Source organism: Pantoea sp. Z09 (genome assembly GCF_022394795.1).
GTDB lineage: Bacteria > Pseudomonadota > Gammaproteobacteria > Enterobacterales > Enterobacteriaceae > Pantoea > Pantoea latae.
Map to the genome: position 1 here is coordinate 2,879,848 of NZ_CP092373.1, position 24,268 is coordinate 2,904,115.

Below are 24,268 nucleotides of genomic sequence, written 5' to 3' on the forward strand. Positions count from 1 at the left end.
CTATTCTCTTTCTTTTGCTTCAGGGAGCAACGGGCAGCGCCGTGGTGTATTTGATCTCCTCCATGGCAAAGCTGGAGGTGACGTCAATCAGGCCCGGCACGCTGTTGACCAGACGTTTGTAAAAATCGTCATAACGCTTCATATCCGCCACCTGAACGCGCAGCAGATAGTCGTACTCGCCCGCCATACGATAGAACGCCAGCACTTCCGGCATGCTCTGCACCGCCGAGACGAAGCGCTGATACCATTCGCGGCTGTGCTGCTGGGTTTTCACCAGCATAAACGCGGTGAGCGACAGGCCGAGCTTTTCCGCATCGAGCAGCGCGACGCGTGCGCGGATGATACCGTCATCCTCCAGCTTTTTCAGTCGCTTCCAGCACGGCGTGGTGGTCAGATTGACGGCGTCCGCCAGCGCCTGCAGCGAAAGCGTGCAGTCGCGCTGCAGCAGATCCAGCAGATGGCGGTCAGTTTTATCTAACATTTGCTCCTCCGGGAGAATTTTTTTCTCCAATGGCGCCATTATAGCGAAGATAAAGCAACCTCTTTTTCCTGCCCGTGCCTTACAATCAGCGCATCTTCTCTGCCGGAATCGCATCATGAGTAACTGGACTCGCCACGCCATTAATGAAATCAACGCGGACTTTCAGCGCTCCGCCGAAACCCACCTGATTCGCTTTCGCCTGGCGGATTATCCCGGTATCAGCTTCTATCTGAAAGATGAGAGCACCCATCCCAGCGGCAGCCTGAAGCATCGCCTGGCACGCTCGCTGTTTCTCTACGGGCTGGCGAACGGCTGGATTAAAGAGAACCGGCCGGTGATCGAGGCGTCCTCCGGCAGCACGGCGGTGTCGGAAGCCTATTTCGCCCAGCTGCTCGGCCTGCCCTTTATCGCCGTAATGCCGGCGAGCACCGCGAAGCGCAAAATCGCCCAGATCGAATTTTACGGCGGGCAGTGCCACTTCGTCGCCGATCCCTGCGAGCTTTACAGCGCCTCGGCGCAGCTGGCGCGCGAGCTGGACGGTCACTTTATGGATCAGTTTACCTACGCCGAGCGCGCCACCGACTGGCGCGGCAATAATAACATCGCGGAGAGCATTTTCCGTCAGATGGCGCTCGAGCCCTTTCCGGTGCCGCATACCCTGATCATGAGCGCCGGCACCGGCGGCACCTCGGCAACGCTGGGCCGCTATATTCGCTATCAGGGCTTCGCCACCCGGCTGCTGGTGGTCGATCCCGAGCACTCGGTGTTCTTCGACTACTGGCACAGCCGTGACGCGACGCTGCGCAGCCCGCGCGGCAGCCTGATCGAAGGCATCGGCCGTCCGCGCGTCGAGCCCTCTTTTATGCCGGACGTGATTGACGAAATCATGAAAGTGCCGGACGGCGCGACCCTCGCGGCGATGCGCAAACTGGAGCAGATTATCGGCCGCAAACCGGGCGCCTCTACCGGCACCAACTTCTGGGGCATGATGCAGGTAGCGAAACGGATGCGGGCGCGGGGGGAACAGGGATCGCTGGTAACGCTGATGTGCGACAGCGGCGAGCGCTATCCTGACAGCTACTATGACGAAAGCTGGGTGGCGCGGCAGTTTGGCGATATCAGCCGCTGGCAGCGCGAGCTGGAATAAAAGCGCGGACCTCCTGTCCGCGTCACGGAAATCCTCAGCATTCGGGGGAATACGCGAGGTGCGGCGTCGCCATCCAGTGATCTAAATAGTGAGACACCGCCTGTGTCTCGCAATGGCCGATAACCGGCAAATGGGGCAGCGCGGACTTGAGCTGGCTCATGGCGTTGCCCATCACAAAACCTTTGCCCACCAGCGACAGCATTTCACGGTCGTTCATGGCGTCGCCGAAAGCCATACACTCCGCCAGCGTCAGCGAAAGGTGCTGACACAGCATGGCGAGCGCGCTGCCTTTGTTGCAGTTGAGCGGCAGCACTTCCAGACAGTCCCACGCCGAGAAGCAAATCGTGGCGCGATCGCCGATCGCCGCCTCCAGCTGGCTTTGCAACGGAAGGAGCGCGTGGTGATCGTCGACAAAGCAGATTTTTGTCACCTGGTGCGCGGGAAAGCTTTTCAGGTCGCGCAGCTGATAGCCGAAGCCGCTTAGCGCGTGCGCCTGCAGCATCTGCGGCACCGGCACGTCGGTAAACCAGCCGTCGTCGTTGAAAACGTGCACCGTCGCCGTGCTCTCCCAGCGGCTGTGCAGCACCTCCTCCGCCACCGACGGCGAAAGGTCGCTGGCGAACAGCAGATGCCCCTCCAGATCGTGCACGCGCGTGCCGTTGCCGGTGATCAGCCACGCGGGCAGCGTGATGCGCTGGCGCAGGATCTGCATCTCCAGCAGATGCCGGCCGGTGGCGAACGCCAGATGCACATCGCGCTGATGCAGCGCCAGCAGGCTGGCGAGCGTCTGCTGACCCAGCTGATGGCTGGGCAGCAGCAGCGTGCCGTCCATATCGAATGCGGCGAGTCGTGCCATTGCTCTCTCCCGTTGAAAAAACAGCCTTCACTATCGCCTGGTAATCCCGGAACTAATAGTGAATACTTTTCGAAAACGCTTCCGGGTTTATGATGCGCCAGCTTAATCGCCTTAATCAGTTTCAGCGCCTGTGGCAGCAGAGCCAGGGCGCGCCCCAGCAGACCTGCGTGGCCGAGATGGCCAGCCGCTGCTTCTGCAGCGATCGCCATCTGCGCACCCTGCTGTCGCAGTGGCAGCAGGCGGGCTGGCTCTACTGGCAGGGAGAGTCGGGGCGCGGAAAGCTCGGGCGGCTTACCTTTCTGCGCACCCCGGAGCAGCTGCGGCAACAGCTGCTGCAGACGCAGTTGCAGGCGGGCAACGCCGCCGAAGCGCTGCAGCTGCTGGATATGGCGCCGGATCGGCTGGTTAACCTGCTGCGCCCGCTGATGGGCGGCCAGTGGCAAAACGACGCGCCGGTGCTGCGCATCCCCTACTATCGCCCGCTGGAATCGGTGGCGCCGCTGCAGATCAGCGGACGCGCCGAACAGCATCTGGCGCGCCAGCTCTTTTCCGGCCTGACGCGCTTCGAGGCGGATGAGCCGGTGGGCGACCTCGCCCATCACTGGCACTGCAGCGACGACGGGCGCGTCTGGCTGTTCTGGCTGCGTCCGCAGCTGTTCTGGCACAGCGACGAGCCGATTCAGGCCGCGCAGCTGGTGGAGCAGTTTCAGCGCATTCTGCAGGACGATCGCGCGCGACGCCTGCTGGCGCAGGTTGAACGCGTCGACGCGCCCCACCCGCTGGCGCTGCGCTTTCAGCTCAGCAGCAGCGACCACTGGCTGCCCTGGCGGCTGGCGCATCAGCTCTGCCTGCTGCCCCATCCGCAGCAGCCGCGCCTCGGCAGCGGCGCCTGGAAGCTGGCGCACTTTACCCCCGAGCTGGTGCGTATCGAGAGCCATGCGCGCTGGCACCTACAGCTGCCGCTAATGCAGGCGGTGGAGTACTGGATTACCCCGACGCTGTTCGATCGCGCGCTGGGCACCAGCTGCCGCCATCCGGTGCAGATCGCCATCGGCGACGCGGCGGATCTGGCGTCGCTGCGCTCGGTCAGCCGCAGCATCAGCCTCGGCTTCTGCTACCTCGCCTGTCGGCCGCGCGCCGGCTTTAGCCCGGCGCAGGCGCGTCGCCTGTTCCGCCTGCTGCAGCAAAGCGGCATCGTGGCGCAGCTGCCGCTGGAAGAGGGATTAATCACGCCGAGTAAAGAGCTGCTGCCGGGCTGGCCGGTGCCCTTGGTTGAAGAGGAAGAGGCGTGCCAGCTGCCGCCGCATCTGACGCTGCACTATCAGCTGCCGGTGGAGCTGCATGAGATGGCGCAGGCGCTGCGCCAGCTGCTGCGCGCCGAAGGCTGCGAGCTGACCCTGACCTTTCACGACGTCAAAAGCTGGCGGCGCACAGAGGATCTGGCGCAGGCCGATCTGGTGATGGGCGATCGGCTGATTGGCGACGCGCCGATCTTTACGCTGGCCAGCTGGCTGGAGCTTGACCAGCTATGGCCCGCTGAAAACAGCCGTCCCCTTCGCCAGCAGCTGTCGGCGATCCAGCAGCTGGCTGAAAGCGAGGCCCGCAGCGCCGCGCTGCATCAGCTCTACCATCGATTGATGCAAGACGGTCTGCTGCTGCCGCTGTTTAACTATCGCTATCAAATTTTCGCGCCGCCGGGCGTAGAGGGCATTCAGCTCAACACGCTGGGCTGGTTTGACTTCAGCCGCGCCTGGGTGGCGCCGCCGCTGGCGGTGTGACGCGCCGCGTCAGGCTGTTCAGCGGCGCGCAGAGCCATTACCATAGACGCAAAATTTTCGACCAGGACATTATGATGAAACGAGCCGTTGTCGTGTTTAGCGGTGGACAAGACTCCACCACCTGCCTGATCCAGGCACTGCAGCAGTATGACGAAGTGCACTGCGTCACCTTTGACTACGGGCAGCGCCATCGCGAAGAGATCGACGTCGCGCGCGAGCTGGCGTTAAAGCTGGGCGCGCGGGCGCACAAGGTACTCGACGTGACGCTGCTCAACGAGCTGGCGGTGAGCAGCCTGACCCGCGACAATATTCCCGTTCCCTCTTACGATCCCGCCGCCAGCGGCCTGCCGAGCACCTTTGTGCCGGGACGCAATATTCTGTTTCTCACTCTGGCGTCGGTTTACGCTTATCAGGTAGAGGCGGAAGCGGTGATCACCGGCGTCTGCGAAACCGATTTTTCCGGCTATCCCGACTGCCGCGACGAATTCGTCAAGGCGCTGAACCACGCGGTCATACTGGGGATGGCGTGCGAGGTGCGTTTTGAGACCCCGCTGATGTGGCTGAATAAAGCGGAGACCTGGGCGCTGGCCGATTACTGGCAGAGCCTGACGCTGGTGCGCGAAGAGACGCTGACCTGCTACAACGGCGTGAAGGGCGACGGCTGCGGCGAATGCGCTGCCTGTCATCTGCGCGCGCGCGGCCTGAACGACTATCTCGCCGACCGCGACGGCGTGATGACAGCGATGAAAAGCAAAAGCGGTTTAGCCTGATCCTGCTCCTGGCCCTGCCTCTGCTCCTGAGCGCGGCGTCTCGCTGACGCGGCGCTGATTCAGGTCGAGAAAGCTTCCAGCCGCGCGCGCAGCTCGCTCTCCAGCGCCACCGCTTTCTGCGTGCGCAGATCGATGCAGACAAAGGTTAGCGCCGCGTCCGCCACCAGGGTGTCGCTGCCCGCCAGCGTCACGCGCTGGGTAATCACGCCGCTTTTGCCGTTCAGCTGCGTCATTTCGCTGTGGATCGCCAGCACGTCGCCCAGCACCGCCGGGCGACGATAGTTGATATTGATGTTCACCACCACAAACGCCAGCTGCTGCTGCTGCAGCCAGCTAAAGGCATCGGCCTCTTCGAGCCACTGCCAGCGCGCCTCCTCAAGAAACTCCAGATAGCGCGCATTGTTAACGTGCTGATACACGTCAAGGTGATAGCCGCGAACTTTAATGGTGGTCTGCATGCCTGACATCTCCTGCTGCAAAAGGGCTCACTGGTAAGACCTCTTCAGCGTAGCAAAAGCAGCTCGCGCGTGCGGCAAAAGCGTCAGGCTTGCGTCTTAGCTCACAGTTTCAGCCGATCGGCGTTGCGTTCAATCAGCGCATTGCCGATGCCTGGCACCTCTTTCAGCTGTTCAATGGCGGTAAAAGGGCCGTACTGCTCGCGGTAGCTGACGATGGCCTGCGCCTTTTTCAGCCCGATGCCGTTCATCGCCGCCGACAGCTGCTCGGCGCTCGCGTCATTAATGCTGAGCGGCTCGCGGCTGGGTGGCGCGGCCTGCGCCGCCGGCGCGTCAGTGGCAGGTTCCGCCGCCGACAGTGCGGGATAACCGAGGGCGCCGCCCAGGGCCAGGGTGAAGCAGAGTGCGGGAAAAAGTGATTTAGTCATGCTGTGTTCCTCCATGTGTGTAACAGCAGGCACAGCGTGACAGAGAGATGGCGCAGCGGCAAAAGGCGCCTTTCAGAAATGGAAAAGGCCGCGCAGGCGGCCTTTTCGGTTTTCAATGCTTGCTACATTTTTGCGAGCGTTACTGCATTTGCGCCGCCGCGCCATATTTAATTTTGGCCTCTTTGCGCAGGTTAACCAGCAGCGCTTCGAAAGCCAGCTGCGCGTTATTCTGCGTGACGCCTTTGACCATTTCGTCGATCTGCGCCTGCGGCAGCGAGCCGCTGTTGACCTTGTCCAGCGCCACCAGCACCACGTTGCCCTGCATATCTTCGCTGACGCCCCATGAGGCTTTGTTGTCGGCGGGCTGCGGCAGGCTGAAGGCGGTCTGGGCAACCGGATCCTGGCTGTTGCGATCCACGGTTTTGCTGGCGCTCAGCGTCAGGCCGGCCGCGCTGAGCACATCCAGCTTGCCGGCGTTAAGATCGGCCAGTAACTTCTCTGCCTGAGCTTTCGCCTGCTGTGCGGCTTTGTCATGCTTCAGCGTGTCGGCGATCTGCGCTTTCACCTCATCCAGCGGTTTGACCGCCTCGGGTTTATGCTCGCTGATGCGCAGCACAAAGGCGCGGTCGCCATCTACAGTGATCACGTCGGAGTTATTGCCCGGCGCGCCGTTCTGGCCGGTCAGACCGCCGTTGAACACCGCATTTTTCACCGGATCGAAGTTCAGCTCCGGCGGCACGCTGTCGTGGCTGAACCAGCCGGTCTCAATCACTTTCAGCCCTGAAGCCTGCGCCGCGCCGGCCAGCGACTCGTTGTCGTTGCTCGCCGCTTCGCTCACCTTCTGCTGCTGCTGATAGAAGGCGTCGACCGCTTTCTCCTGCTTCGCTTTATCGGCCACGGCGTCACGCACCTCAGCCAGCGGTTTAATCTGCTCCGGCTGGGTATCATCCAGGCGCACCACCAGGAAGCCGACCGACGATTTGATCACGCCGGAAAGCTGGCCTTTCTGCGTCAGACCCGCCTCTTTCAGCTCGTCCGGCGTGGTGGCCGGCTCCAGCCAGCCCATGTCGCCGCCTTTGCGCGCCGAGATGGGATCGATCGATTTGCTTTTCGCCAGCGCAGCAAAGTCGGCGCCGCCCTTCAGCTGTTCCAGCACCGCAGCGGCGTCCGCTTCGGTTTTGGTCTGGATCACGCTGTAGCGGTTGCGCTGCGGCTGGGTATAGTCTGCTTTATGTTGGTCGTACCAGCTCTGAATATCCGCGTCGCTGACGTTGGCCTGCAGGCTGGCGGCATCCATTTTGATATAGCTGACGCGGAACTGCTCCGGTGCCATAAAGTTGCTTTTATGCTGCTGATAATATTGGGCAATCTCGTCGGGCGTTGCGGTTTGTTTGGCCGCCAGCGCGTTAACGTCGATGGTCGCCTGACGAATGTCGCGCTTCTGCGACACCAGCTCTACCAGCTTGCTGGTTTCGCCTTTCAGCATAAAGTCGGTGTTGGCGATGGCGTTGATCAGCTGCTGGGTCGCCAGCTGTTTGCGCAGCGCTTCCGCATAGCGATCGGCGGTGAAGCCCATGCTGCTCAGCAGGCCGTTATATTTTGCGTTGTCGAATTTACCATTGGTCTGAAACGCCTGCTGGGCGAAGATCGCCTGCTTTACCTGATCGTCGCTGATAGAGATATGGAGATCGTTGATGTACTGATCGAGCAGCGCCTGGTCCACCAGCTGCGACAGCGCCTGCTGGCGCATCTGCTGCATAAAGCCGTCGTTGCCAGCCAGCTGTGAGAACTGGTCGCCCAGCATCTGCTGCTGGCGGCTGCGCTCGCTGTTGAACGCCTGATCTAACTGCGCCCGGCTGATTTCCTGGCCGTTCACTTTGGCGGCATAATCGCCGCTGCCGCCGATAAGGTAGTTGCCAACGCCGGTCAGCACGAAGGAGAGAATAATCAACCCCAAAATAACCTTGAGCACGACATGATTCGACGCCGCGCGTAAATTGTCCATCATGGTATGACAACGCTCCGCTGTAGTGTGGATGTAAACCTCGGGCGCAACGCCTGTCGGATTAAGGCCGTTACGCAACTGCCGTTTAGCCTGGCAGCTTCACTCCTGTTGAGACAAGTCGTAGCGCGATTTATCCCCGGATCCGAATAAAAAAGGCACATCAAATTTGATGTGCCCGTATGTTACATGAGAACGGATGAACCGTCCTCTAGTCCACGGAAGAAAATGCTTCTGCGGACAGATGCGTTGTCATGCGTTGACAGCGTCTTTCAGCGCTTTACCGGCGCGGAAGCCCGGTACTTTGCCAGCAGCAATGGTGATCTCTTTGCCAGTCTGCGGATTGCGGCCGGTACGTGCGGCACGCTCGCGTACGGAGAAAGTGCCAAAGCCCACCAGCGCCACTTCGTCGCCGCCTTTCAGCGCGTCGGTAACAGAACTGGTGAATGCGTCTAAAACACGTCCCGCTGCTGCTTTAGAAATGTCAGCGTCTGCAGCAATTTTGTCGATCAACTGTGACTTATTCACTCTCTTCATCCCCTCTTTTAATTATTTCACTTCACATCCGCGCGTCCTGCCGGATACGAATGCGCAGCACGTTATATCAAGCCTGTTGAGCCGAAACAACGGAATTCATCTTAATCGCTGTTTCCGCAGCCCCCTAAATTAGCGGCACTAAAAAAAGCTGGCAAGCGCTCATTCGCCTGCCAGCTTCGCTTTTTAATGCTTTATGTCGCGAATCACTATTTTGCGGTCGCAACCTGCATGCCGTAAGGGGCATTTTCCAGCGCGAGGCCTAACACTTCCTCGATGCGCTTCACCGGATGGATCTCCAGATCGGCGATCACGTTGGCCGGGATCTCTTCAAGATCGCGTTTGTTATCGTCTGGGATCAGCACCACTTTAATGCCGCCGCGATGGGCCGCCAGCAGCTTCTCTTTCAGGCCGCCGATCGGCAGCACCTGACCGCGCAGCGTGATCTCACCGGTCATCGCCACGTCAGAGCGCACCGGGTTGCCGGTCAGACAGGAGACCAGCGCGGTGCACATCGCGATACCGGCGCTCGGGCCATCTTTCGGCGTCGCGCCTTCCGGCACGTGCACGTGGATGTCGCGCTTCTCGTAGAAGTCGCCGTTGATGCCGAGCTTCTCGGCGCGCGCGCGCACCACGGTGAGCGCCGCCTGAATCGACTCCTGCATCACTTCACCGAGCGAACCGGTGTAGGTCAGCTTGCCTTTACCCGGCACGCAGGCGGTTTCGATGGTCAGCAGATCGCCGCCCACTTCCGTCCACGCCAGGCCGGTTACCTGACCCACGCGGTTTTCGCTTTCGGCGCGGCCATAGTCGAAGCGCTGCACGCCCAGGAAATCCTTGAGGTTTTCGCCGTTAATGGTGATGTGCTTCTGCTCTTTATTCAGCAGCAGCGTTTTCACCGCTTTACGGCACAGCTTCGACAGTTCGCGCTCAAGGCTACGCACGCCCGCTTCGCGGGTGTAGTAGCGAATGATGCCGACGATGGCGCTGTCTTCAGCGGTAATTTCGCTCGCCTTCAGGGCGTTACGCTCAATCTGCTTCGGCAGCAGATGCTGTTTGGCGATATTGAGCTTCTCATCCTCGGTGTAACCCGACAGGCGGATCACCTCCATACGATCCAGCAGCGGCGCCGGAATGTTCATGGAGTTAGAGGTCGCCACGAACATCACGTCGGAGAGATCGTAATCCACTTCGAGGTAGTGATCGTTAAAGGCGATGTTCTGCTCGGGATCGAGCACTTCCAGCAGCGCGGAAGCGGGATCGCCGCGCATATCAGAAGACATTTTGTCGATCTCATCCAGCAGGAACAGCGGGTTTTTCACGCCGACCTTCGCCATCTTCTGGATCAGTTTGCCCGGCATCGAGCCGATGTAGGTGCGACGGTGACCACGAATTTCCGCTTCGTCACGCACGCCGCCCAGCGCCATACGCACGTATTTGCGTCCGGTCGCCTTGGCGATCGACTGACCCAGCGAGGTTTTACCCACGCCCGGCGGCCCCACCAGACAGAGGATCGGGCCTTTGATTTTGCTGATGCGGCTCTGTACGGCGAGGTATTCCAGGATGCGGTCTTTGACGCGCTCCAGGCCGTAATGGTCGGTGTCCAGCGTCTCCTGGGCCTTGCGCAGGTCTTTCTTCACCTTGCTGCGCGCGTTCCACGGCACCTGAACCATCCAGTCGATATAGCCGCGCACCACCGTCGCTTCGGCGGACATCGGCGACATCATTTTTAATTTTTGCAGCTCGGCTTCTGCTTTTTCGCGCGCTTCGGCCGGCATTTTCGCCGCGTCGATTTTGCGCTTCAGGGCTTCGTACTCGTCCGGCACGTCGTCCATTTCGCCCAGCTCTTTCTGAATGGCCTTCATCTGCTCATTCAGGTAGTACTCGCGCTGGCTTTTCTCCATCTGCTTTTTCACGCGGTTGCGAATGCGCTTCTCAACCTGCAGCAGATCGATTTCGGACTCCATCATCGCCATCAGATATTCCAGACGTTCGTTAACGTCCGACATCTCAAGCACCGACTGTTTATCCGCTAATTTCAGCGGCATATGCGCCGCCACGGTGTCGGCCAGACGCGCTGCGTCGTCGATATTGTTCAGCGAAGTCAGCACTTCCGGCGGGATCTTTTTATTCAGCTTGATGTAGCCTTCAAACTGATTGATGGCCGTGCGCACCAGCACTTCCTGCTCGCGCTCTTCGATTTCCGGCGAGATCAGGTATTCCGCCTGCGCGGTAAAGTGGTCGCCGTTGTCGGCCAGCGTGGTGATGTGCGCGCGCTGCAGGCCTTCGACCAGCACTTTGACTGTGCCGTCAGGCAGTTTCAGCATCTGCAATACAGAGGCTACGGTCCCTACAGAGAAGAGATCGTTAATGCCAGGTTCATCCGTTGACGCCTCTTTCTGGGCAACCAGCATGATCTTCTTGTCATGATCCATCGCCGCTTCAAGGCAACGAATCGATTTTTCCCGACCAACAAACAACGGAATTACCATGTGCGGATAAACCACCACGTCGCGCAGAGGCAACACGGGGATTTCAATGCGTTCAGAACGCTCAGGATTCATAGAGCTCTCTCTTAGTTAGTGTCCGCCAGGTGATGGGCACCGCAAATGCAGGAACGTGCAGTTAAACCCACAGGATTATGAGTATATGGGGATGATCGTTCGACATTCAACGGCATGAAAGCGAGAAAAACAAAAGGGGAAAGAATTTTCCCCTTTTTTAATCATTTCAACACCCTTGGCGTGGTGAATTATTCGCCAGACGCCTGGGCTTCGTGCTTGCCGTAGATCAGCATTGGCTCTGACTGGCCGTCGATAACCGACTCGTCAATCACCACTTTTTCTACGTCTTCCATCGAAGGCAGATCGTACATGGTTTCCAGCAGCGCGCCTTCAACGATCGAGCGCAGGCCGCGCGCGCCGGTCTTACGCGACATCGCTTTTTTGGCGATGGCGGTCAGGGCTTCGTCGCGGAACTCCAGCTCGACGCCTTCCAGGTTGAACAGCGCCTGGTACTGCTTGGTCAGGGCGTTCTTCGGCTCGCGCAGGATCTGGATCAGCGCCTCTTCACTCAGCTCGCTGAGGGTGGCGACCACCGGCAGACGACCGATAAATTCCGGGATCAGGCCGAATTTGATCAGATCTTCAGGTTCAACCTGAGAGAGCAGCTCGCCTTCAGTCGCTTTCTGCGATTTGCCTTTCACCGTGGCGCCGAAGCCGATGCCGGAGCCGGTTTCCACGCGCTGGGAGATCACTTTATCCAGACCCGCAAACGCGCCGCCGCAGATAAACAGAATCTTCGAGGTGTCGACCTGCAAAAACTCCTGCTGCGGATGCTTACGGCCGCCCTGCGGCGGAACCGCCGCGACGGTGCCTTCGATCAGCTTCAGCAGCGCCTGCTGCACGCCTTCGCCGGAAACGTCGCGCGTAATGGACGGGTTGTCCGATTTACGCGAGATTTTATCGATCTCATCGATATAAACGATGCCGCGCTGCGCTTTCTGCACGTCATAGTCGCACTTCTGCAGCAGCTTCTGGATGATGTTCTCCACGTCTTCGCCCACGTAGCCCGCTTCGGTCAGCGTGGTGGCGTCGGCCATGGTGAACGGCACGTCCAGCAGGCGCGCCAGCGTCTCCGCCAGCAGAGTTTTACCGCTACCGGTAGGACCAATCAGCAGAATGTTGCTTTTGCCCAGCTCAATGCCGTTGCTGGTATCGCCGTTGCGCAGGCGCTTGTAGTGGTTGTACACCGCAACCGCCAGCACTTTTTTCGCCCTTTCCTGGCCGATAACATAATCATCGAGGTGATGGCGGATTTCGTGCGGCGTAGGCAGCGCGCTACGTTCGCGATGCGGGGCAACTTCTTTAATCTCTTCGCGAATGATGTCATTGCACAGATCGACACACTCGTCGCAGATATACACTGACGGCCCGGCAATCAGCTTACGCACTTCATGCTGGCTTTTGCCGCAAAAAGAGCAGTACAGCAACTTCCCTGAACCGTCTTTGCGCTTATCTGTCATCAGTTAACCTCTTCTTGTTCTCAGGCCATACTGGCGTACGGCGCAGGCCGTGCGAACACGGCCAATATTCATTCAACTCAAACCCGTTTCCCAGTAACTATAGCGTAAGGAGCCGGGCAGATGAGTCTTATTCACGATGCGTCAGGACAGAGTCGACTAAACCATACTCTACCGCTTCACTCGCCGAGAGGAAACGGTCGCGCTCGGTATCGCGCTCAATTTCTTCCAGCGACTTGCCGGTGTGCTGCGCCATCAGCTCATTCATGCGCTGCTTCACTTTCAGGATCTCTTTGGCATGAATTTCAATGTCGGTCGCCTGGCCCTGATAGCCGCCCAGCGGCTGGTGGATCATCACGCGCGAGTTCGGCAGGCAGAAACGCTTGCCTTTGGTGCCGGCGGTGAGCAGGAACGCGCCCATTGAACAGGCCTGGCCCATACAAATGGTGCTGACGTCAGGCTTGATGAACTTCATGGTGTCGTAGATCGACATGCCCGCGGTGATCACGCCGCCAGGGGAGTTAATGTAGAGATAGATATCTTTCTCAGGGTTTTCCGCTTCCAGAAACAGCATCTGCGCCACGATCAGATTGGCCATGTGATCTTCAACCTGACCAGTCAGGAAGATGACGCGCTCTTTCAGCAGGCGGGAATAGATGTCGTAGGAACGCTCGCCGCGCGAAGTCTGTTCAACCACCATGGGCACCAGCGCATTGCGCGGCGCAGTAAATTCACGATCGCCACTGTATGACATTACCGTCTCCTGGATATAGTTCATTGGCAACATTCTGTACCGATTTTCACTGAAGCGAGCCCGCATCGCGCGTCTCCGCTTCGTTTCCGACACCTTCAAGGACGGTTAATCAGCCAGTCTAACTCTCTTGTGCATACTCCCTCAATCTGGGGATACTGCCTTGCTGTTTCAAGCATAACAACCTTTTCTCTATTCGCTAACCGGGAAAAAGCGCAACGTGAATAATTTGCCGCTTTATTAGGCGAATAGCGACGCTGAGGCCGCAAAAACAAAAAAGCCCGCGACTTTGCAGCCGCGGGCTCAGCACTTCTGGTTAAATCAGCGATCAGGCAGCAGAGGTCTGATTCATCAGTTCCTGGAAGCTGGTCGCTTTCTCAGTGACTTTCGCTTTTTCCAGAACGGCTTCAACCGCCTGCTCTTCCAGCGCCACGTTGCGCATGTTGTTCATCAGCTCGTTGTTCTTGCTGTAGAACTCGATCACTTCCTGCGGATCTTCGTAGGCAGACGCCATCTCTTCGATCAGCGCATTAACGCGCGCTTCGTCCGCTTTCAATTCGTGAGTGCGGATCACTTCACCCAGCAGCAGACCGACGATAACGCGGCGTTTCGCCTGCTCTTCGAACAGCTCGCGCGGCAGTTCCAGCGCTTGCTTCTCGTTGCCGCCGAAGCGCTGCGCAGCCTGGCGACGCAGCACGTCGATTTCGCTGTCGATCAGGGCAGTCGGGACGTCGATCTCGTTGGCTTTCACCAGACCGTCGATCGCCTGCGTCTTCACGCGGTTACGGATAGCGCCTTTCAGCTCGCGATCCATGTTCTTACGCACTTCGGCGCGCAGACCCTCAATTGAGCCATCTTCCACGCCGAAACGCTTGATGAACTCTTCGGTCAGTTCCGGCAGCTCGCGCGTTTCCACTTTCTTCAGCACGATCTCGAACTTCGCGTCTTTACCTTTCAGGTTTTCCGCGTGGTAGTCTTCCGGGAATTTCACGTCGATAGTGAAGGTTTCGCCCGCTTTATGACCGACGATGCCCTCTTCGAAGCCCGGGATCATGCGGCCCTGGCCCATGGCCAGCACGAAGTCAGAGGCTTTGCCGCCTTCAAACTCTTCGCCGTCAACAGAGCCAGAGAAGTCGATGGTCGCGCGATCTTCAGCGGTTGCCGCTGCATCGCTCTCTTTCCAGTTCGCCTGCTGCTTGCGCAGCGTGTCCAGCATGGCGTCGACGTCAGCGTCGGTGACTTCAACCAGTGGTTTTTCCACTTCGATGCTGTCCAGACCCTGCAGCTCAACTTCCGGATAGACTTCGAACTCTACCGCGTAGGTGAAGTCTTCGCCTTCTTTGTACTCGCCCGGCACGTAGTTCGGCGCGCCAGCCGGGTTGATTTTTTCTTTGATGATGGCGTCAACGAAGTTGCGCGTCATCAGCTCGCCCAGCACGTCCTGACGAACAGAAGCGCCGTAGCGCTGTGCGATGATATTGGCCGGCACTTTGCCTTTACGGAAACCATCGATACGGACTTTTTTCGCCACTTCCACCAGTTCTTTCTTCACTGCGCTTTCAATGCTGTCAGCAGGGACAGTAATCGAAATGCGACGGCCCAGACCCTGAGTGGTTTCTACTGAAACTGTCATCTTGTTACCTCAAAAAATCGCGTGCTCGGTCAACTTCAGACACCACACATTGTGTAATGCGCCGTATCCAACAACCGGGACGGCTTCCATTAAGAGAACCTGATCCCTGTCACCAGAAGCGTCCCGAAGACATTCCGGAAAAATAGACGCCGCATTATAGCGGCATCGTCCTGGTGAGTCGAGGCTGGAAACTCACCACTTTTTAACGGCTTTGCTGCTTTTTTGCGCCGGAGATCGCGTTTATCGCTAAATAATGAAAAAAAACGGCCCGCAGGCCGTTTTTAGAAAAGGGGAATTCAGGCGAGGGTGCCGGCGCCGCGGCAGTTCGGGGAGGCCAGCACGGTATCCTGCAATCCTTCCCACTCTTTGAGGGTGTAGGTGTGCAGCGCCAGCGCGTGCACGCTGCCCGCCAGCTCAGCGGCCAGTTCGCCGTAGATGGCGCGGTGGCGCGCCAGAAAGCGCTGGCCAGCAAACAGATCGCTGACGATAACCACTTTAAAATGGCTCTCCGATCCTGCCGGCACGTTGTGGCGGTAGCTTTCGTCATGCACTTCCAGATGTGCCGGCTGGAAAGCCAGGCGCAGCTTCTCTTCGATTTGTTCGCGGATCATTGTTTTTTCCTCAATGGCGAGCGCTGTGCCCCATCTGGTTAAATATTAGTAGCTTTTCAGGCGCAACCGCACAAATGTGTGAAAATATTTCCGCGGTTGTCTAAGCCAGACGGCATCATAGCGCAGCGAGAGAGGCGATCAACAGGCCGCTTTGAGCAGGCGGATAAAAAAGGCGTTTACCGCGAATTTACACCCGGCCAGGGCTTTTTTCACTGCCGCGCAGTGCTATGATGGCCGCAGTTTTTGCAAACCAACCCACAACATTAACGAGAAGAAGCATGTTGAAAAAACTGTTATTTCCCCTGCTGGCCGCGTTCATTTTGGCCGGCTGCGCCACTAACAGCAATACGTTGACCATTCAGCCTAAAATCGAGCTGCCACAGCAGGACCCGAGCCTGATGGGCGTCACCGTCAGCATTAACGGCGCCGATCAGCGCAGCGATCAGGCGCTGGCGAAAGTGAATCGCGACGGTCAACTGGTGACCCTGACGCCATCGCGCGACCTGCGCTTCCTGCTGCAGGAGGTGCTGGAGAAGCAGATGACCGCGCGCGGTTATATGATCGGTCCTGACGGCGCGGTCGATCTGCAGATCGTGGTGAACAACCTCTATGCCGACGTGACCCAGGGCAATGTGCGCTACAGCATCACCACTAAAGCGGATATCTCGATTATCGCCACCGCGAAAAACGGCAATAAGCAGGTGAAAAACTACCGCCAGACCTACAGCGTAGAAGGCGCGTTCAGCGCGACCAACGACAAGATCACCAACGCGGTGAACTCGACGCTGGGCGATGTCATCGCCGACATGGCGCAGGACACCAGCATCAACAACTTCATTAAGCAGAACGCGCACTAATCCGCCGCACCCTGTGCCCGGCGCGCTGCCGGGCACTGCTTCAGGATCCGCATGAATCATTATCTCCGTATCTTCACCCAACGAAATGCCGCCGTGTTACTGCTGCTGGGCTTTGCTTCAGGATTGCCGCTGGCGCTCACCGCCGGCACGCTGCAGGCGTGGATGACGGTGGAAAATGTCGACCTGAAGACCATCGGCTTCTTTTCACTGGTCGGTCAGGCCTACGTATTTAAATTTCTCTGGTCGCCGGTGATGGACCGCTTTACCCCGCCGTTTCTCGGACGACGACGCGGCTGGCTGCTGCTGACGCAAATCGCGCTGATTGGCGGGATTGTAGCGATGGGCTTTATGCAGCCAGGGCGCGACCTGACGCTGCTCGCCGCGCTGGCGGTGCTGGTCGCCTTCTGCTCCGCCTCGCAGGATATCGTTTTCGACGCGTGGAAAACCGACGTGCTGCCGCCGGAAGAGCGCGGCAGCGGTGCGGCCATTACCGTGCTGGGCTATCGGCTGGCGATGCTGGTCTCCGGCGGGCTGGCGCTGTGGCTGGCGGATCGCTATCTCGGCTGGCAGACGACCTACTGGCTGATGGCACTGCTGATGGCGCCCGCGCTGATCGCTACCCTGATGGCGAAAGAGCCCGACAGTCGCGTGGCCCCGCCGCACTCCCTGCGCGACGCGGTCTCGCTGCCGCTACGGGATTTTTTCCAGCGCGACAACGCCTGGCTGCTCATCACCCTGATCGTGCTGTATAAGCTCGGCGACGCCTTCGCCGCCTCGCTCACCACCACCTTTTTAATTCGCGGCGTCGGTTTCAACGCCGGCGACGTCGGGCTGGTCAACAAAACGCTCGGCCTGCTGGCGACGATTATTGGTGCGCTCTACGGCGGCGTGCTGATGCAGCGCCTGAGCCTGTTCCGCGCCCTGTTGATCTTTGGCGTGCTGCAGGCGGTCTCGAATTTCGCCTACTGGCTGCTGGCGGTGACGCCGCACCATTTATGGAGCATGGCCAGCGCCGTCTTTGTCGAGAATCTGTGCGGCGGCATGGGCACCGCGGCGTTTGTGGCGCTGTTAATGACCCTGTGCAACAAATCTTTCTCTGCGACGCAGTTCGCCCTGCTCTCGGCGCTCTCGGCGGTGGGCCGTGTCTATGTCGGCCCGGCGGCCGGCTGGCTGGTGGAACTCTGGGGCTGGCCGACCTTCTACGCCTTTACCGTGCTGGCGGCGCTGCCAGGCCTGCTGCTGCTGCTGCTGTGCCGCAGCACGCTTGATGCGGCGCAGAAAAGCGAGCGTTTTTTCCCACGCACCCGCTTTGCCGTCGCCTATCGCTGGACGACGCGCCTGTTCTGCGTGGGCGGCGCGCTTATTGCGCTCTGGCTGGCGGCGCTAGCCTGTCAGGCGCTGGGAGGGTGGCAGCTTGAGGGCCAGCCTGGCGGGCTGTTTGAGGCGGGCATGGCGCTGCTGGCGCTGGCGGTGTGCGGCGGCGTTACGCTGGACGTGCTGGCGCAGCGCAGCGCCTCCGCGGCGCGCCAGCCGCGGTAATTAACATCAGGTATGATTTCATCAGGAAAGTAAATCAGGCCGCCTTTTCGGGCGGCAAAAGTTAAACTTTGTCATCGCGTGTTATTTTCCTGAAAATATTAAGATCGCGATTGCTTTTTTAGCCAATATATTAAAAACCGGTGAGCAATTATTTTGTAGAATTTTCATCACACAAATGATGCAGATTTGTTAAAGAATTGAGCACCAAAAGTAAGGTTTATTCTTTCCCTGATTTCTTTAAGGATACTTTCATCGGTTTTTGTTATATTAGTGCCAACTGCTTGTCGCAGTTAATAATTTGTCACCCCAGGCAACATCTGTGACACCCTTAGCAAAAGGTGTCAACACGCTGCTGACACATCCTTATGCTGGTTTACACTGGGCTTTGTTGAATAAATCGAACTTTTGCTGAGTTGAAGGATCAGATCACGTATCTTCCCGACAACGCAGACCGTTCCGTGGCAAAGCAAAAGTTCAAAATCACCAACTGGCCCACCTACAATAAAGCCCTCATCAACCGTGGCTCCATAACTTTCTGGCTGGATGATGAAGCTATTCAGGCCTGGTATGAGTCAGCAACACCTTCTTCACGAGGCAGACCTCAGCGCTATTCTGACCTTGCCATCACGACTGTGCTGGTCATTAAACGCGTATTCAGGCTGACCCTGCGCGCTGCGCAGGGCTTTATTGATTCCATTTTTTCTCTGATGAACGTTCCGCTACGCTGCCCGGATTACAGCTGTGTCAGCAGGCGGGCAAAGTCGGTTAATGTCAGTTTCAAAACGCCCACCCGGGGTGAAATCGCACACCTGGTAATTGATTCCACCGGGCTGAAGGTCTTCGGTGAAGGCGAGTGGAAAGTCAAAAAGCATGGCCAGGAACGCCGCCGTATCTGGCGTAAGCTGCATCTCGCCGTTGACAGTAAAACACATGAAATCATCTGCGCTGACCTGTCGCTGAACAACGTTACGGACTCAGAGGCCTTCCCCGGGTTAATCCGGCAAACCCACCGGAAAATCAGGTCAGCCGCCGCCGATGGCGCTTACGATACCCGGCTATGTCACGATGAACTGCGGCGTAAGAAAATCAGCGCGCTTATCCCTCCCCGAAAAGGTGCGGGTTACTGGCCCGGTGAATATGCAGACCGTAACCGTGCAGTGGCTAATCAGCGAATGACCGGGAGTAATGCGCGGTGGAAATGGACAACAGATTACAACCGTCGCTCGATAGCGGAAACGGCGATGTACCGGGTAAAACAGCTGTTCGGGGGTTCACTGACACTGCGTGACTACGATGGTCAGGTTGCAGAGGCTATGGCCCTGGTACGAGCGCTGAACAAAATGACGAAAGCAGGTATGCCTGAAAGCGTGCGTATTGCCTGAAAACACAACCCGCTACGGGGGAGACTTACCCGAAATCTGATTTATTCAACAAAGCCTTTACACTGCATAAACCTTCCCGTAAAATGCGCGCACACTTAAACGACAATAAGCCCTTTGTCATTGAGGTCGTTAAATGAGACTCAGGAAATACAATAAAAGTTTGGGGATTTTGTCATTAATCGCAGGCACTTTGTTAATGAGTGGCTGCGATAATGCGTTGTTAAATCCCAAGGGACAGATTGCACTTGAGCAACGTTCGTTGATTCTGACAGCCTTCGGCTTAATGATGATCGTCGTTATTCCGGCAATCTTGATGGCGGTGATGTTTGCATGGAAATATCGTGCATCCAACACTGAAGCGAAGTACAGCCCTAACTGGTCACACTCTAACAAAGTGGAAGCCGTGGTCTGGACCATTCCGATCCTGATCATTCTCTTCCTCGGCGTGCTGACATGGAAATCGACCCACGCGCTGGAGCCGAGCAAACCGCTGGCCTCTGACGTGAAACCGGTTGAGATCCAGGTTGTGGCGCTGGACTGGAAATGGTTGTTTATCTACCCGGAACAGGGTATTGCGACCGTTAACCAGATCGCTTTCCCGGCTAATACGCCGGTGAGCTTCAAAATTACCTCCAACTCCGTGATGAACTCCTTCTTTATTCCGACGCTCGGCAGCCAGATTTACGCCATGGCGGGCATGCAGACCCAACTGCACCTGATCGCCAATGAGCCAGGAACGTTCGACGGCATCTCTTCGAACTTCAGTGGTCGCGGTTTCTCTGGTATGAAGTTCAAAGCCATTGCAACCAAGGACGATGCGGAATTCCAGCAGTGGGTCGCCAAAGTTAAAGCGGCGCCTAACACGCTGACCACAATGGAAGATTTCGAGAAAGTGGCGGTGCCAAGCGAAAATCATCCGGTGGAATATTTCTCTTCAGCGAATCCTGAACTGTTCAAGCAAGTCATCGCTAAGTTCATGACCAGCCACGGGAAGATGGACATGTCGCAGCACGAAGGCATGGACATGAGTCACACCGCTTCCGCGGGAGCCGAGGAATAATACGATGTTCGGAAAATTAACACTGGATGCAGTGCCGTACCATGAGCCGATTATCATGGTTACGGTTGCCGGGATCATCATTGGTGGTCTGGCAATCATCGCTGCCCTCACCTATTTTGGTAAATGGCAGTACCTGTGGTCGGAGTGGCTCACCTCCGTCGACCACAAAAAACTGGGTATCATGTACATCATCATGGCGTTCGTCATGCTGCTGCGCGGCTTTGCCGATGCGATTATGATGCGTACCCAGCAAGTCATGGCTTCCGCTGGGGAAGCCGGCATACTTCCACCGCACCACTACGACCAGATCTTTACCGCGCACGGCGTGATTATGATCTTCTTCGTGGCGATGCCTTTCGTGGTCGGTCTGATGAACATCGCGGTACCGCTGCAAATCGGTGCGCGCGACGTGGCATTCCCGTTCCTGAACAACCTGAGCTTCTGGTTTACCGCGGTCGGTGTGATCCTGGTTAACCTTTCTCTGGGCGTGGGCGAGTTTGCACAGACCGGCTGGCTGGCCTATCCGCCGCTGTCTGGCGCGGAGTACAGTCCTGGCGTCGGGGTCGATTACTGGATCTGGAGTCTCCAGCTTTCCGGTATCGGGACCACGCTGACCGGCATCAACTTCTTCGTAACCATTCTGAAGATGCGTGCGCCGGGCATGGACCTGTTCAAAATGCCGGTATTTACCTGGGCTTCTCTTTGCACCAACGTCCTGATCATCGCTGCGTTCCCGGTTCTGACCGTGACCCTGGCGCTGTTGACGCTTGACCGTTACCTCGGCTTCCATTTCTTTACTAATGAAATGGGCGGTAACATGATGATGTACGTCAACCTGATCTGGGTCTGGGGCCACCCGGAAGTGTATATCCTGGTGCTGCCGGTGTTTGGCGTCTTCTCTGAAGTCACTGCGACCTTCTCGAAAAAGCGTCTGTTTGGCTACACCTCACTGGTGTGGGCAACCATCGCCATTACCGTACTGTCGTTCATCGTTTGGCTGCACCACTTCTTCACCATGGGTGCGGGCGCGAACGTTAACGCCTTCTTCGGCATCATGACGATGATCATCGCGATTCCGACCGGCGTGAAAATCTTCAACTGGCTGTTCACCATGTACCAGGGCCGCATCGTGATGCACTCTGCCATGCTGTGGACCGTGGGCTTCCTGGTCACCTTCTCTGTAGGTGGTATGACCGGTGTTCTGCTGGCAGTGCCGGGCGCGGATTTCGTGCTGCACAACAGCCTGTTCCTGATTGCGCACTTCCATAACGTCATCATTGGCGGCGTGGTATTCGGTTGTATGGCCGGCGTGACCTACTGGTTCCCGAAAGCCTTCGGCTTTACCCTGAACGAGACTTGGGGCAAACGCGCCTTCTGGTTCTGGATCATCGGCTTCTTCGTTGCGTTTATGCCGCTGTACATCCTGGGCTTCATGGGTATGACCCGTCGTCTGAGCCAGGATATCGATCCGCAGTTCCACTCGCTGCTGGTTGTTGCCGCTGTGGGTGCGGGCCTGATTGCCTGCGGCATCATCTGCCAGCTGACCATGTTCTACGTCTCTGTGCGTGACCGTCATCAGAACCGCGATCTGACCGGTGACCCGTGGGGCGGCCGTACGCTGGAGTGGGCAACCTCTTCACCGCCGCCGTTCTACAACTTCGCTACTATCCCGCATATCCACGAGCGCGACGCGTTCTGGGAAATGAAAGAGAAAGGCGAAGCGTATCAGCAGCCGGCGAAATATGAAGAGATTCATATGCCGAAGAACAGTGGCGCGGCTATCGTGATCGCTGCCTTCGCAACGGTATTCGGTTTTGCCGCAATCTGGCATATCTGGTGGCTGGCTGGCCTTTCCTTCCTGGGCATGATCGTGACCTGGATTGTGAAGAGCTTCGACGAAGACGTGGACTACTACGTTCCGGTTGCCGAGATTGAGAAGATCGAAAAGCAGCACTTTGACGATATCAGCAAAGCGGGTCTGAAATAATGTCAACTGAAACTCTGACAAAACACCACCACGACGCCCATGCGGAGCATGGGCATCACGATGCAGGAGCCAATAAAGTCTTTGGCTTCTGGATCTACCTGATGAGTGACTGCATTATCTTCGCAACCCTGTTTGCGACCTATGCAGTCATGGTCAACAGCACTGCCGGCGGTCCGTCAGGCAAAGATATCTTCGAACTGCCGTTCGTGCTGGGCGAAACAGCGCTGCTGCTGCTTAGCTCCATCACCTACGGCATGGCGGTTATCGCCATGAACCACGACAAGAAAAGCTCGGTGCTCAGCTGGCTGGCGCTGACTTTCCTGTTCGGTCTTGGCTTTATCTGCATGGAAATCTATGAGTTCCATCATCTGATCGAAGAGGGCTTTGGCCCGAACCGCAGTGGCTTCCTGTCTGGCTTCTTTACGCTGGTCGGCACCCACGGTCTGCACGTGACCTGCGGCCTGATCTGGATGCTGGTGCTGATGTTCCAGATCGCCAAACGTGGACTGACGTCGACTAACCATACGCGCATCCTCTGCCTGAGCCTGTTCTGGCACTTCCTGGATGTGGTGTGGATCTGCGTGTTTACCATTGTCTATCTGATGGGGGTCATGTAATGAGTCATTCAGCTAACGGAAATGTTGTTCCGCACAGCAGCGTGAAGTCCTACATGATCGGCTTCATCCTCTCTGTCATCCTGACCGGTATTCCGTTCTGGATGGTAATGAGCGGCGGGTCATCCCAGGGTATGACGCTGGGCGTTGTCGTTGCCTGCGCAGTTATCCAGGTCGTTGTTCACCTGATCTACTTCCTGCATCTGGACACCAAGTCCGAAGGCGGCTGGAACATGGTGGCCATCGTCTTCTCGGCGGTCATTATTCTGATCGTCGTAGTGGGCTCGCTGTGGATTATGTGGAACCTCAACTACAACATGATGGTTCGCTAAAGAGTCGCGTAATGATTAAGCAATACCTGCAAGTAACCAAACCAGGAATTATTTTCGGGAATTTAATTTCTGTGATCGGCGGATTTTTGCTGGCCTCGAAAGGCAGCATCGATTACGCCCTGTTCCTCGCCTCGCTGATCGGCGTATCGCTGGTTGTCGCCTCAGGTTGTGTTTTTAACAACGTGATCGACCGCGATATCGACGTGAAGATGGAGAGAACCCGGAATCGAGTGCTGGTTAAAGGCCTCATCTCCGCGAAAGTAAGCCTGATTTATGCTACCGCGCTGGGTATTGCTGGCTTTGCGTTGCTCTACTTTGGCGCCAATCCGCTGGCCATGTGGCTGGCGGTCATGGGCTTCGTGGTTTACGTCGGTATTTACAGCCTGTACATGAAGCGTCACTCAGTTTACGGGACGCTGATTGGCAGCCTGTCAGGCGCCGCGCCGCCGGTGATTGGCTACTGCGCCGTCACCGGTCAGTTCGACGCCGGCGCGCTGATCCTGCTGGCGATCTTTAGCCTGTGGCAGATGCCGCACTCCTACGCGATTGCCATCTTCCGCTTTAAAGATTACCAGGCGGCCAACATCCCGGTTCTGCCGGTGGTGAAAGGCATCTCCGTGGCGAAGAATCATATTACGCTCTACATTCTGGCGTTTATGATCGCGACGCTGATGCTGACGCTGGGCGGCTACGCGGGCTATAAATATCTGGTCGTCGCGGCGGCGGTGAGCGTCTGGTGGCTGGGAATGGCGCTGTCAGGTTACAAAACCTCAAACGATCGCGTTTGGGCACGTAAGCTGTTCGTCTTCTCTATCGTCGCCATCACCGCGCTGAGCGTGATGATGTCGGTCGACTTCATGGCCCCGGCGTCGAAAGATCTGCTGACCTATGTGTGGTAAAACCGCACGGCAATAGCATGCTAAGGGCGCGATTTCGCGCCCTTTCTTTTTGTTACCACTTCTTAAACACTATTGTTTTACCCGCCCTCCCCTGCTCCCTAAAATAGATGCGGCAAACTTACAGAGGTTGG

General features: G+C 57.6%; 22 protein-coding genes. 11 read left to right on the forward strand and 11 right to left on the reverse strand.

Annotation, left to right across the window (positions count from 1 at the left end; all coding sequences use genetic code 11):
- Positions 1-19 precede the first annotated feature (19 nt).
- Positions 20-481 carry an Lrp/AsnC family transcriptional regulator gene (locus MC269_RS13880; protein ID WP_081139320.1) on the reverse strand — a complete coding sequence of 154 codons (462 nt, stop codon included), beginning with the start codon at positions 479-481 and terminating at the stop codon, positions 20-22.
- 115 nt (positions 482-596) lie between these two features.
- Between MC269_RS13880 and MC269_RS13885 the strand changes: the two genes are divergently transcribed.
- Positions 597-1,628 (forward strand): PLP-dependent cysteine synthase family protein, encoded by a 1,032-nt coding sequence (locus MC269_RS13885; RefSeq protein ID WP_239952763.1) that lies wholly within the window; start codon positions 597-599, stop codon positions 1,626-1,628.
- 34 nt (positions 1,629-1,662) lie between these two features.
- Here MC269_RS13885 and cof read toward each other — a convergent pair whose 3' ends face one another.
- Positions 1,663-2,484: an HMP-PP phosphatase gene (cof, locus tag MC269_RS13890; protein ID WP_239952764.1), complete on the reverse strand. Its 822-nt coding sequence runs from the start codon at positions 2,482-2,484 to the stop codon at positions 1,663-1,665.
- A 92-nt stretch (positions 2,485-2,576) separates the two neighbouring features.
- Between cof and MC269_RS13895 the strand changes: the two genes are divergently transcribed.
- Positions 2,577-4,262, forward strand: coding sequence for an SgrR family transcriptional regulator (locus MC269_RS13895; RefSeq protein ID WP_239952765.1), 1,686 nt, complete (start codon positions 2,577-2,579; stop codon positions 4,260-4,262).
- Between the two features lie 74 nt (positions 4,263-4,336).
- Entirely contained in the window at positions 4,337-5,032 is a 696-nt protein-coding gene (gene queC / locus MC269_RS13900; RefSeq protein WP_239955120.1) for a 7-cyano-7-deazaguanine synthase QueC, read from the forward strand.
- 59 nt (positions 5,033-5,091) lie between these two features.
- Here queC and MC269_RS13905 read toward each other — a convergent pair whose 3' ends face one another.
- From MC269_RS13905 to bolA, 9 genes are all read right to left on the reverse strand, one after another.
- Positions 5,092-5,490, reverse strand: coding sequence for a YbgC/FadM family acyl-CoA thioesterase (locus MC269_RS13905; protein WP_239952766.1), 399 nt, complete (start codon positions 5,488-5,490; stop codon positions 5,092-5,094).
- Positions 5,491-5,591: 101 nt separating this feature from the next.
- Positions 5,592-5,915 carry a helix-hairpin-helix domain-containing protein gene (locus MC269_RS13910; protein ID WP_239952767.1) on the reverse strand — a complete coding sequence of 108 codons (324 nt, stop codon included), beginning with the start codon at positions 5,913-5,915 and terminating at the stop codon, positions 5,592-5,594.
- 139 nt (positions 5,916-6,054) lie between these two features.
- Positions 6,055-7,923 (reverse strand): peptidylprolyl isomerase, encoded by a 1,869-nt coding sequence (gene ppiD / locus MC269_RS13915; protein ID WP_239952768.1) that lies wholly within the window; start codon positions 7,921-7,923, stop codon positions 6,055-6,057.
- A 246-nt stretch (positions 7,924-8,169) separates the two neighbouring features.
- Entirely contained in the window at positions 8,170-8,445 is a 276-nt protein-coding gene (hupB, locus tag MC269_RS13920; protein ID WP_081139420.1) for a nucleoid-associated protein HU-beta, read from the reverse strand.
- A 215-nt stretch (positions 8,446-8,660) separates the two neighbouring features.
- Positions 8,661-11,015 carry an endopeptidase La gene (gene lon, locus MC269_RS13925; protein WP_239952769.1) on the reverse strand — a complete coding sequence of 785 codons (2,355 nt, stop codon included), beginning with the start codon at positions 11,013-11,015 and terminating at the stop codon, positions 8,661-8,663.
- 188 nt (positions 11,016-11,203) lie between these two features.
- The gene (gene clpX, locus MC269_RS13930; protein ID WP_081139313.1) at positions 11,204-12,475 is read right to left on the reverse strand and encodes an ATP-dependent protease ATP-binding subunit ClpX; all 1,272 of its coding nucleotides are present in this window, start codon (positions 12,473-12,475) and stop codon (positions 11,204-11,206) included.
- Positions 12,476-12,602: 127 nt separating this feature from the next.
- On the reverse strand, positions 12,603-13,226 hold the full coding sequence (gene clpP / locus MC269_RS13935) for an ATP-dependent Clp endopeptidase proteolytic subunit ClpP (RefSeq protein ID WP_033788807.1): 624 nt from the start codon (positions 13,224-13,226) through the stop codon (positions 12,603-12,605).
- Positions 13,227-13,551: 325 nt separating this feature from the next.
- Positions 13,552-14,856 (reverse strand): trigger factor, encoded by a 1,305-nt coding sequence (gene tig / locus MC269_RS13940; RefSeq protein WP_239952770.1) that lies wholly within the window; start codon positions 14,854-14,856, stop codon positions 13,552-13,554.
- A 296-nt stretch (positions 14,857-15,152) separates the two neighbouring features.
- Complete coding sequence (bolA, locus tag MC269_RS13945; RefSeq protein ID WP_120451287.1) at positions 15,153-15,467, reverse strand: transcriptional regulator BolA; 315 nt, start codon at positions 15,465-15,467, stop codon at positions 15,153-15,155.
- Positions 15,468-15,745: 278 nt separating this feature from the next.
- Here bolA and MC269_RS13950 point away from each other — a divergent pair, with 278 nt between their 5' ends.
- The 8 genes from MC269_RS13950 (at position 15,746) to cyoE (ending at position 24,137) form a co-directional block, all read left to right on the forward strand.
- A complete protein-coding gene (locus MC269_RS13950; RefSeq protein ID WP_081139310.1) occupies positions 15,746-16,324 on the forward strand; it encodes a lipoprotein in 579 nt (192 codons plus the stop codon).
- Between the two features lie 51 nt (positions 16,325-16,375).
- Positions 16,376-17,863: a muropeptide MFS transporter AmpG gene (gene ampG / locus MC269_RS13955; RefSeq protein WP_239952771.1), complete on the forward strand. Its 1,488-nt coding sequence runs from the start codon at positions 16,376-16,378 to the stop codon at positions 17,861-17,863.
- Positions 17,864-18,276: 413 nt separating this feature from the next.
- Positions 18,277-19,245 (forward strand): IS5-like element IS903B family transposase, encoded by a 969-nt coding sequence (locus MC269_RS13960; RefSeq protein WP_000654812.1) that lies wholly within the window; start codon positions 18,277-18,279, stop codon positions 19,243-19,245.
- Positions 19,246-19,378: 133 nt separating this feature from the next.
- Positions 19,379-20,305: a cytochrome o ubiquinol oxidase subunit II gene (gene cyoA / locus MC269_RS13965; protein ID WP_081139308.1), complete on the forward strand. Its 927-nt coding sequence runs from the start codon at positions 19,379-19,381 to the stop codon at positions 20,303-20,305.
- A 4-nt stretch (positions 20,306-20,309) separates the two neighbouring features.
- On the forward strand, positions 20,310-22,292 hold the full coding sequence (gene cyoB, locus MC269_RS13970; RefSeq protein WP_081139307.1) for a cytochrome o ubiquinol oxidase subunit I: 1,983 nt from the start codon (positions 20,310-20,312) through the stop codon (positions 22,290-22,292).
- On the forward strand, positions 22,292-22,909 hold the full coding sequence (locus MC269_RS13975) for a cytochrome o ubiquinol oxidase subunit III (protein ID WP_081139306.1): 618 nt from the start codon (positions 22,292-22,294) through the stop codon (positions 22,907-22,909). The genes cyoB and MC269_RS13975 overlap by 1 nt, the downstream gene beginning before the upstream one ends.
- Positions 22,909-23,238 carry a cytochrome o ubiquinol oxidase subunit IV gene (locus MC269_RS13980; protein ID WP_081139305.1) on the forward strand — a complete coding sequence of 110 codons (330 nt, stop codon included), beginning with the start codon at positions 22,909-22,911 and terminating at the stop codon, positions 23,236-23,238. The genes MC269_RS13975 and MC269_RS13980 overlap by 1 nt, the downstream gene beginning before the upstream one ends.
- A gap of 11 nt (positions 23,239-23,249) precedes the next feature.
- Complete coding sequence (gene cyoE, locus MC269_RS13985) at positions 23,250-24,137, forward strand: heme o synthase (RefSeq protein ID WP_081139304.1); 888 nt, start codon at positions 23,250-23,252, stop codon at positions 24,135-24,137.
- Positions 24,138-24,268: the final 131 nt, after the last annotated feature.

Coding starts and splice junctions, on each gene's coding strand:
- MC269_RS13880 (WP_081139320.1), bottom strand. CDS start 481: ATGTTAGATAAAACTGACCGCCATCTGCTGGATCTGCTGCAGCGCGAC.
- MC269_RS13885 (WP_239952763.1), top strand. CDS start 597: ATGAGTAACTGGACTCGCCACGCCATTAATGAAATCAACGCGGACTTT.
- cof (WP_239952764.1), bottom strand. CDS start 2,484: ATGGCACGACTCGCCGCATTCGATATGGACGGCACGCTGCTGCTGCCC.
- MC269_RS13895 (WP_239952765.1), top strand. CDS start 2,577: ATGCGCCAGCTTAATCGCCTTAATCAGTTTCAGCGCCTGTGGCAGCAG.
- queC (WP_239955120.1), top strand. CDS start 4,337: ATGAAACGAGCCGTTGTCGTGTTTAGCGGTGGACAAGACTCCACCACC.
- MC269_RS13905 (WP_239952766.1), bottom strand. CDS start 5,490: ATGCAGACCACCATTAAAGTTCGCGGCTATCACCTTGACGTGTATCAG.
- MC269_RS13910 (WP_239952767.1), bottom strand. CDS start 5,915: ATGACTAAATCACTTTTTCCCGCACTCTGCTTCACCCTGGCCCTGGGC.
- ppiD (WP_239952768.1), bottom strand. CDS start 7,923: ATGATGGACAATTTACGCGCGGCGTCGAATCATGTCGTGCTCAAGGTT.
- lon (WP_239952769.1), bottom strand. CDS start 11,015: ATGAATCCTGAGCGTTCTGAACGCATTGAAATCCCCGTGTTGCCTCTG.
- clpX (WP_081139313.1), bottom strand. CDS start 12,475: ATGACAGATAAGCGCAAAGACGGTTCAGGGAAGTTGCTGTACTGCTCT.
- clpP (WP_033788807.1), bottom strand. CDS start 13,226: ATGTCATACAGTGGCGATCGTGAATTTACTGCGCCGCGCAATGCGCTG.
- tig (WP_239952770.1), bottom strand. CDS start 14,856: ATGACAGTTTCAGTAGAAACCACTCAGGGTCTGGGCCGTCGCATTTCG.
- bolA (WP_120451287.1), bottom strand. CDS start 15,467: ATGATCCGCGAACAAATCGAAGAGAAGCTGCGCCTGGCTTTCCAGCCG.
- MC269_RS13950 (WP_081139310.1), top strand. CDS start 15,746: ATGTTGAAAAAACTGTTATTTCCCCTGCTGGCCGCGTTCATTTTGGCC.
- ampG (WP_239952771.1), top strand. CDS start 16,376: ATGAATCATTATCTCCGTATCTTCACCCAACGAAATGCCGCCGTGTTA.
- cyoA (WP_081139308.1), top strand. CDS start 19,379: ATGAGACTCAGGAAATACAATAAAAGTTTGGGGATTTTGTCATTAATC.
- cyoB (WP_081139307.1), top strand. CDS start 20,310: ATGTTCGGAAAATTAACACTGGATGCAGTGCCGTACCATGAGCCGATT.
- MC269_RS13975 (WP_081139306.1), top strand. CDS start 22,292: ATGTCAACTGAAACTCTGACAAAACACCACCACGACGCCCATGCGGAG.
- MC269_RS13980 (WP_081139305.1), top strand. CDS start 22,909: ATGAGTCATTCAGCTAACGGAAATGTTGTTCCGCACAGCAGCGTGAAG.
- cyoE (WP_081139304.1), top strand. CDS start 23,250: ATGATTAAGCAATACCTGCAAGTAACCAAACCAGGAATTATTTTCGGG.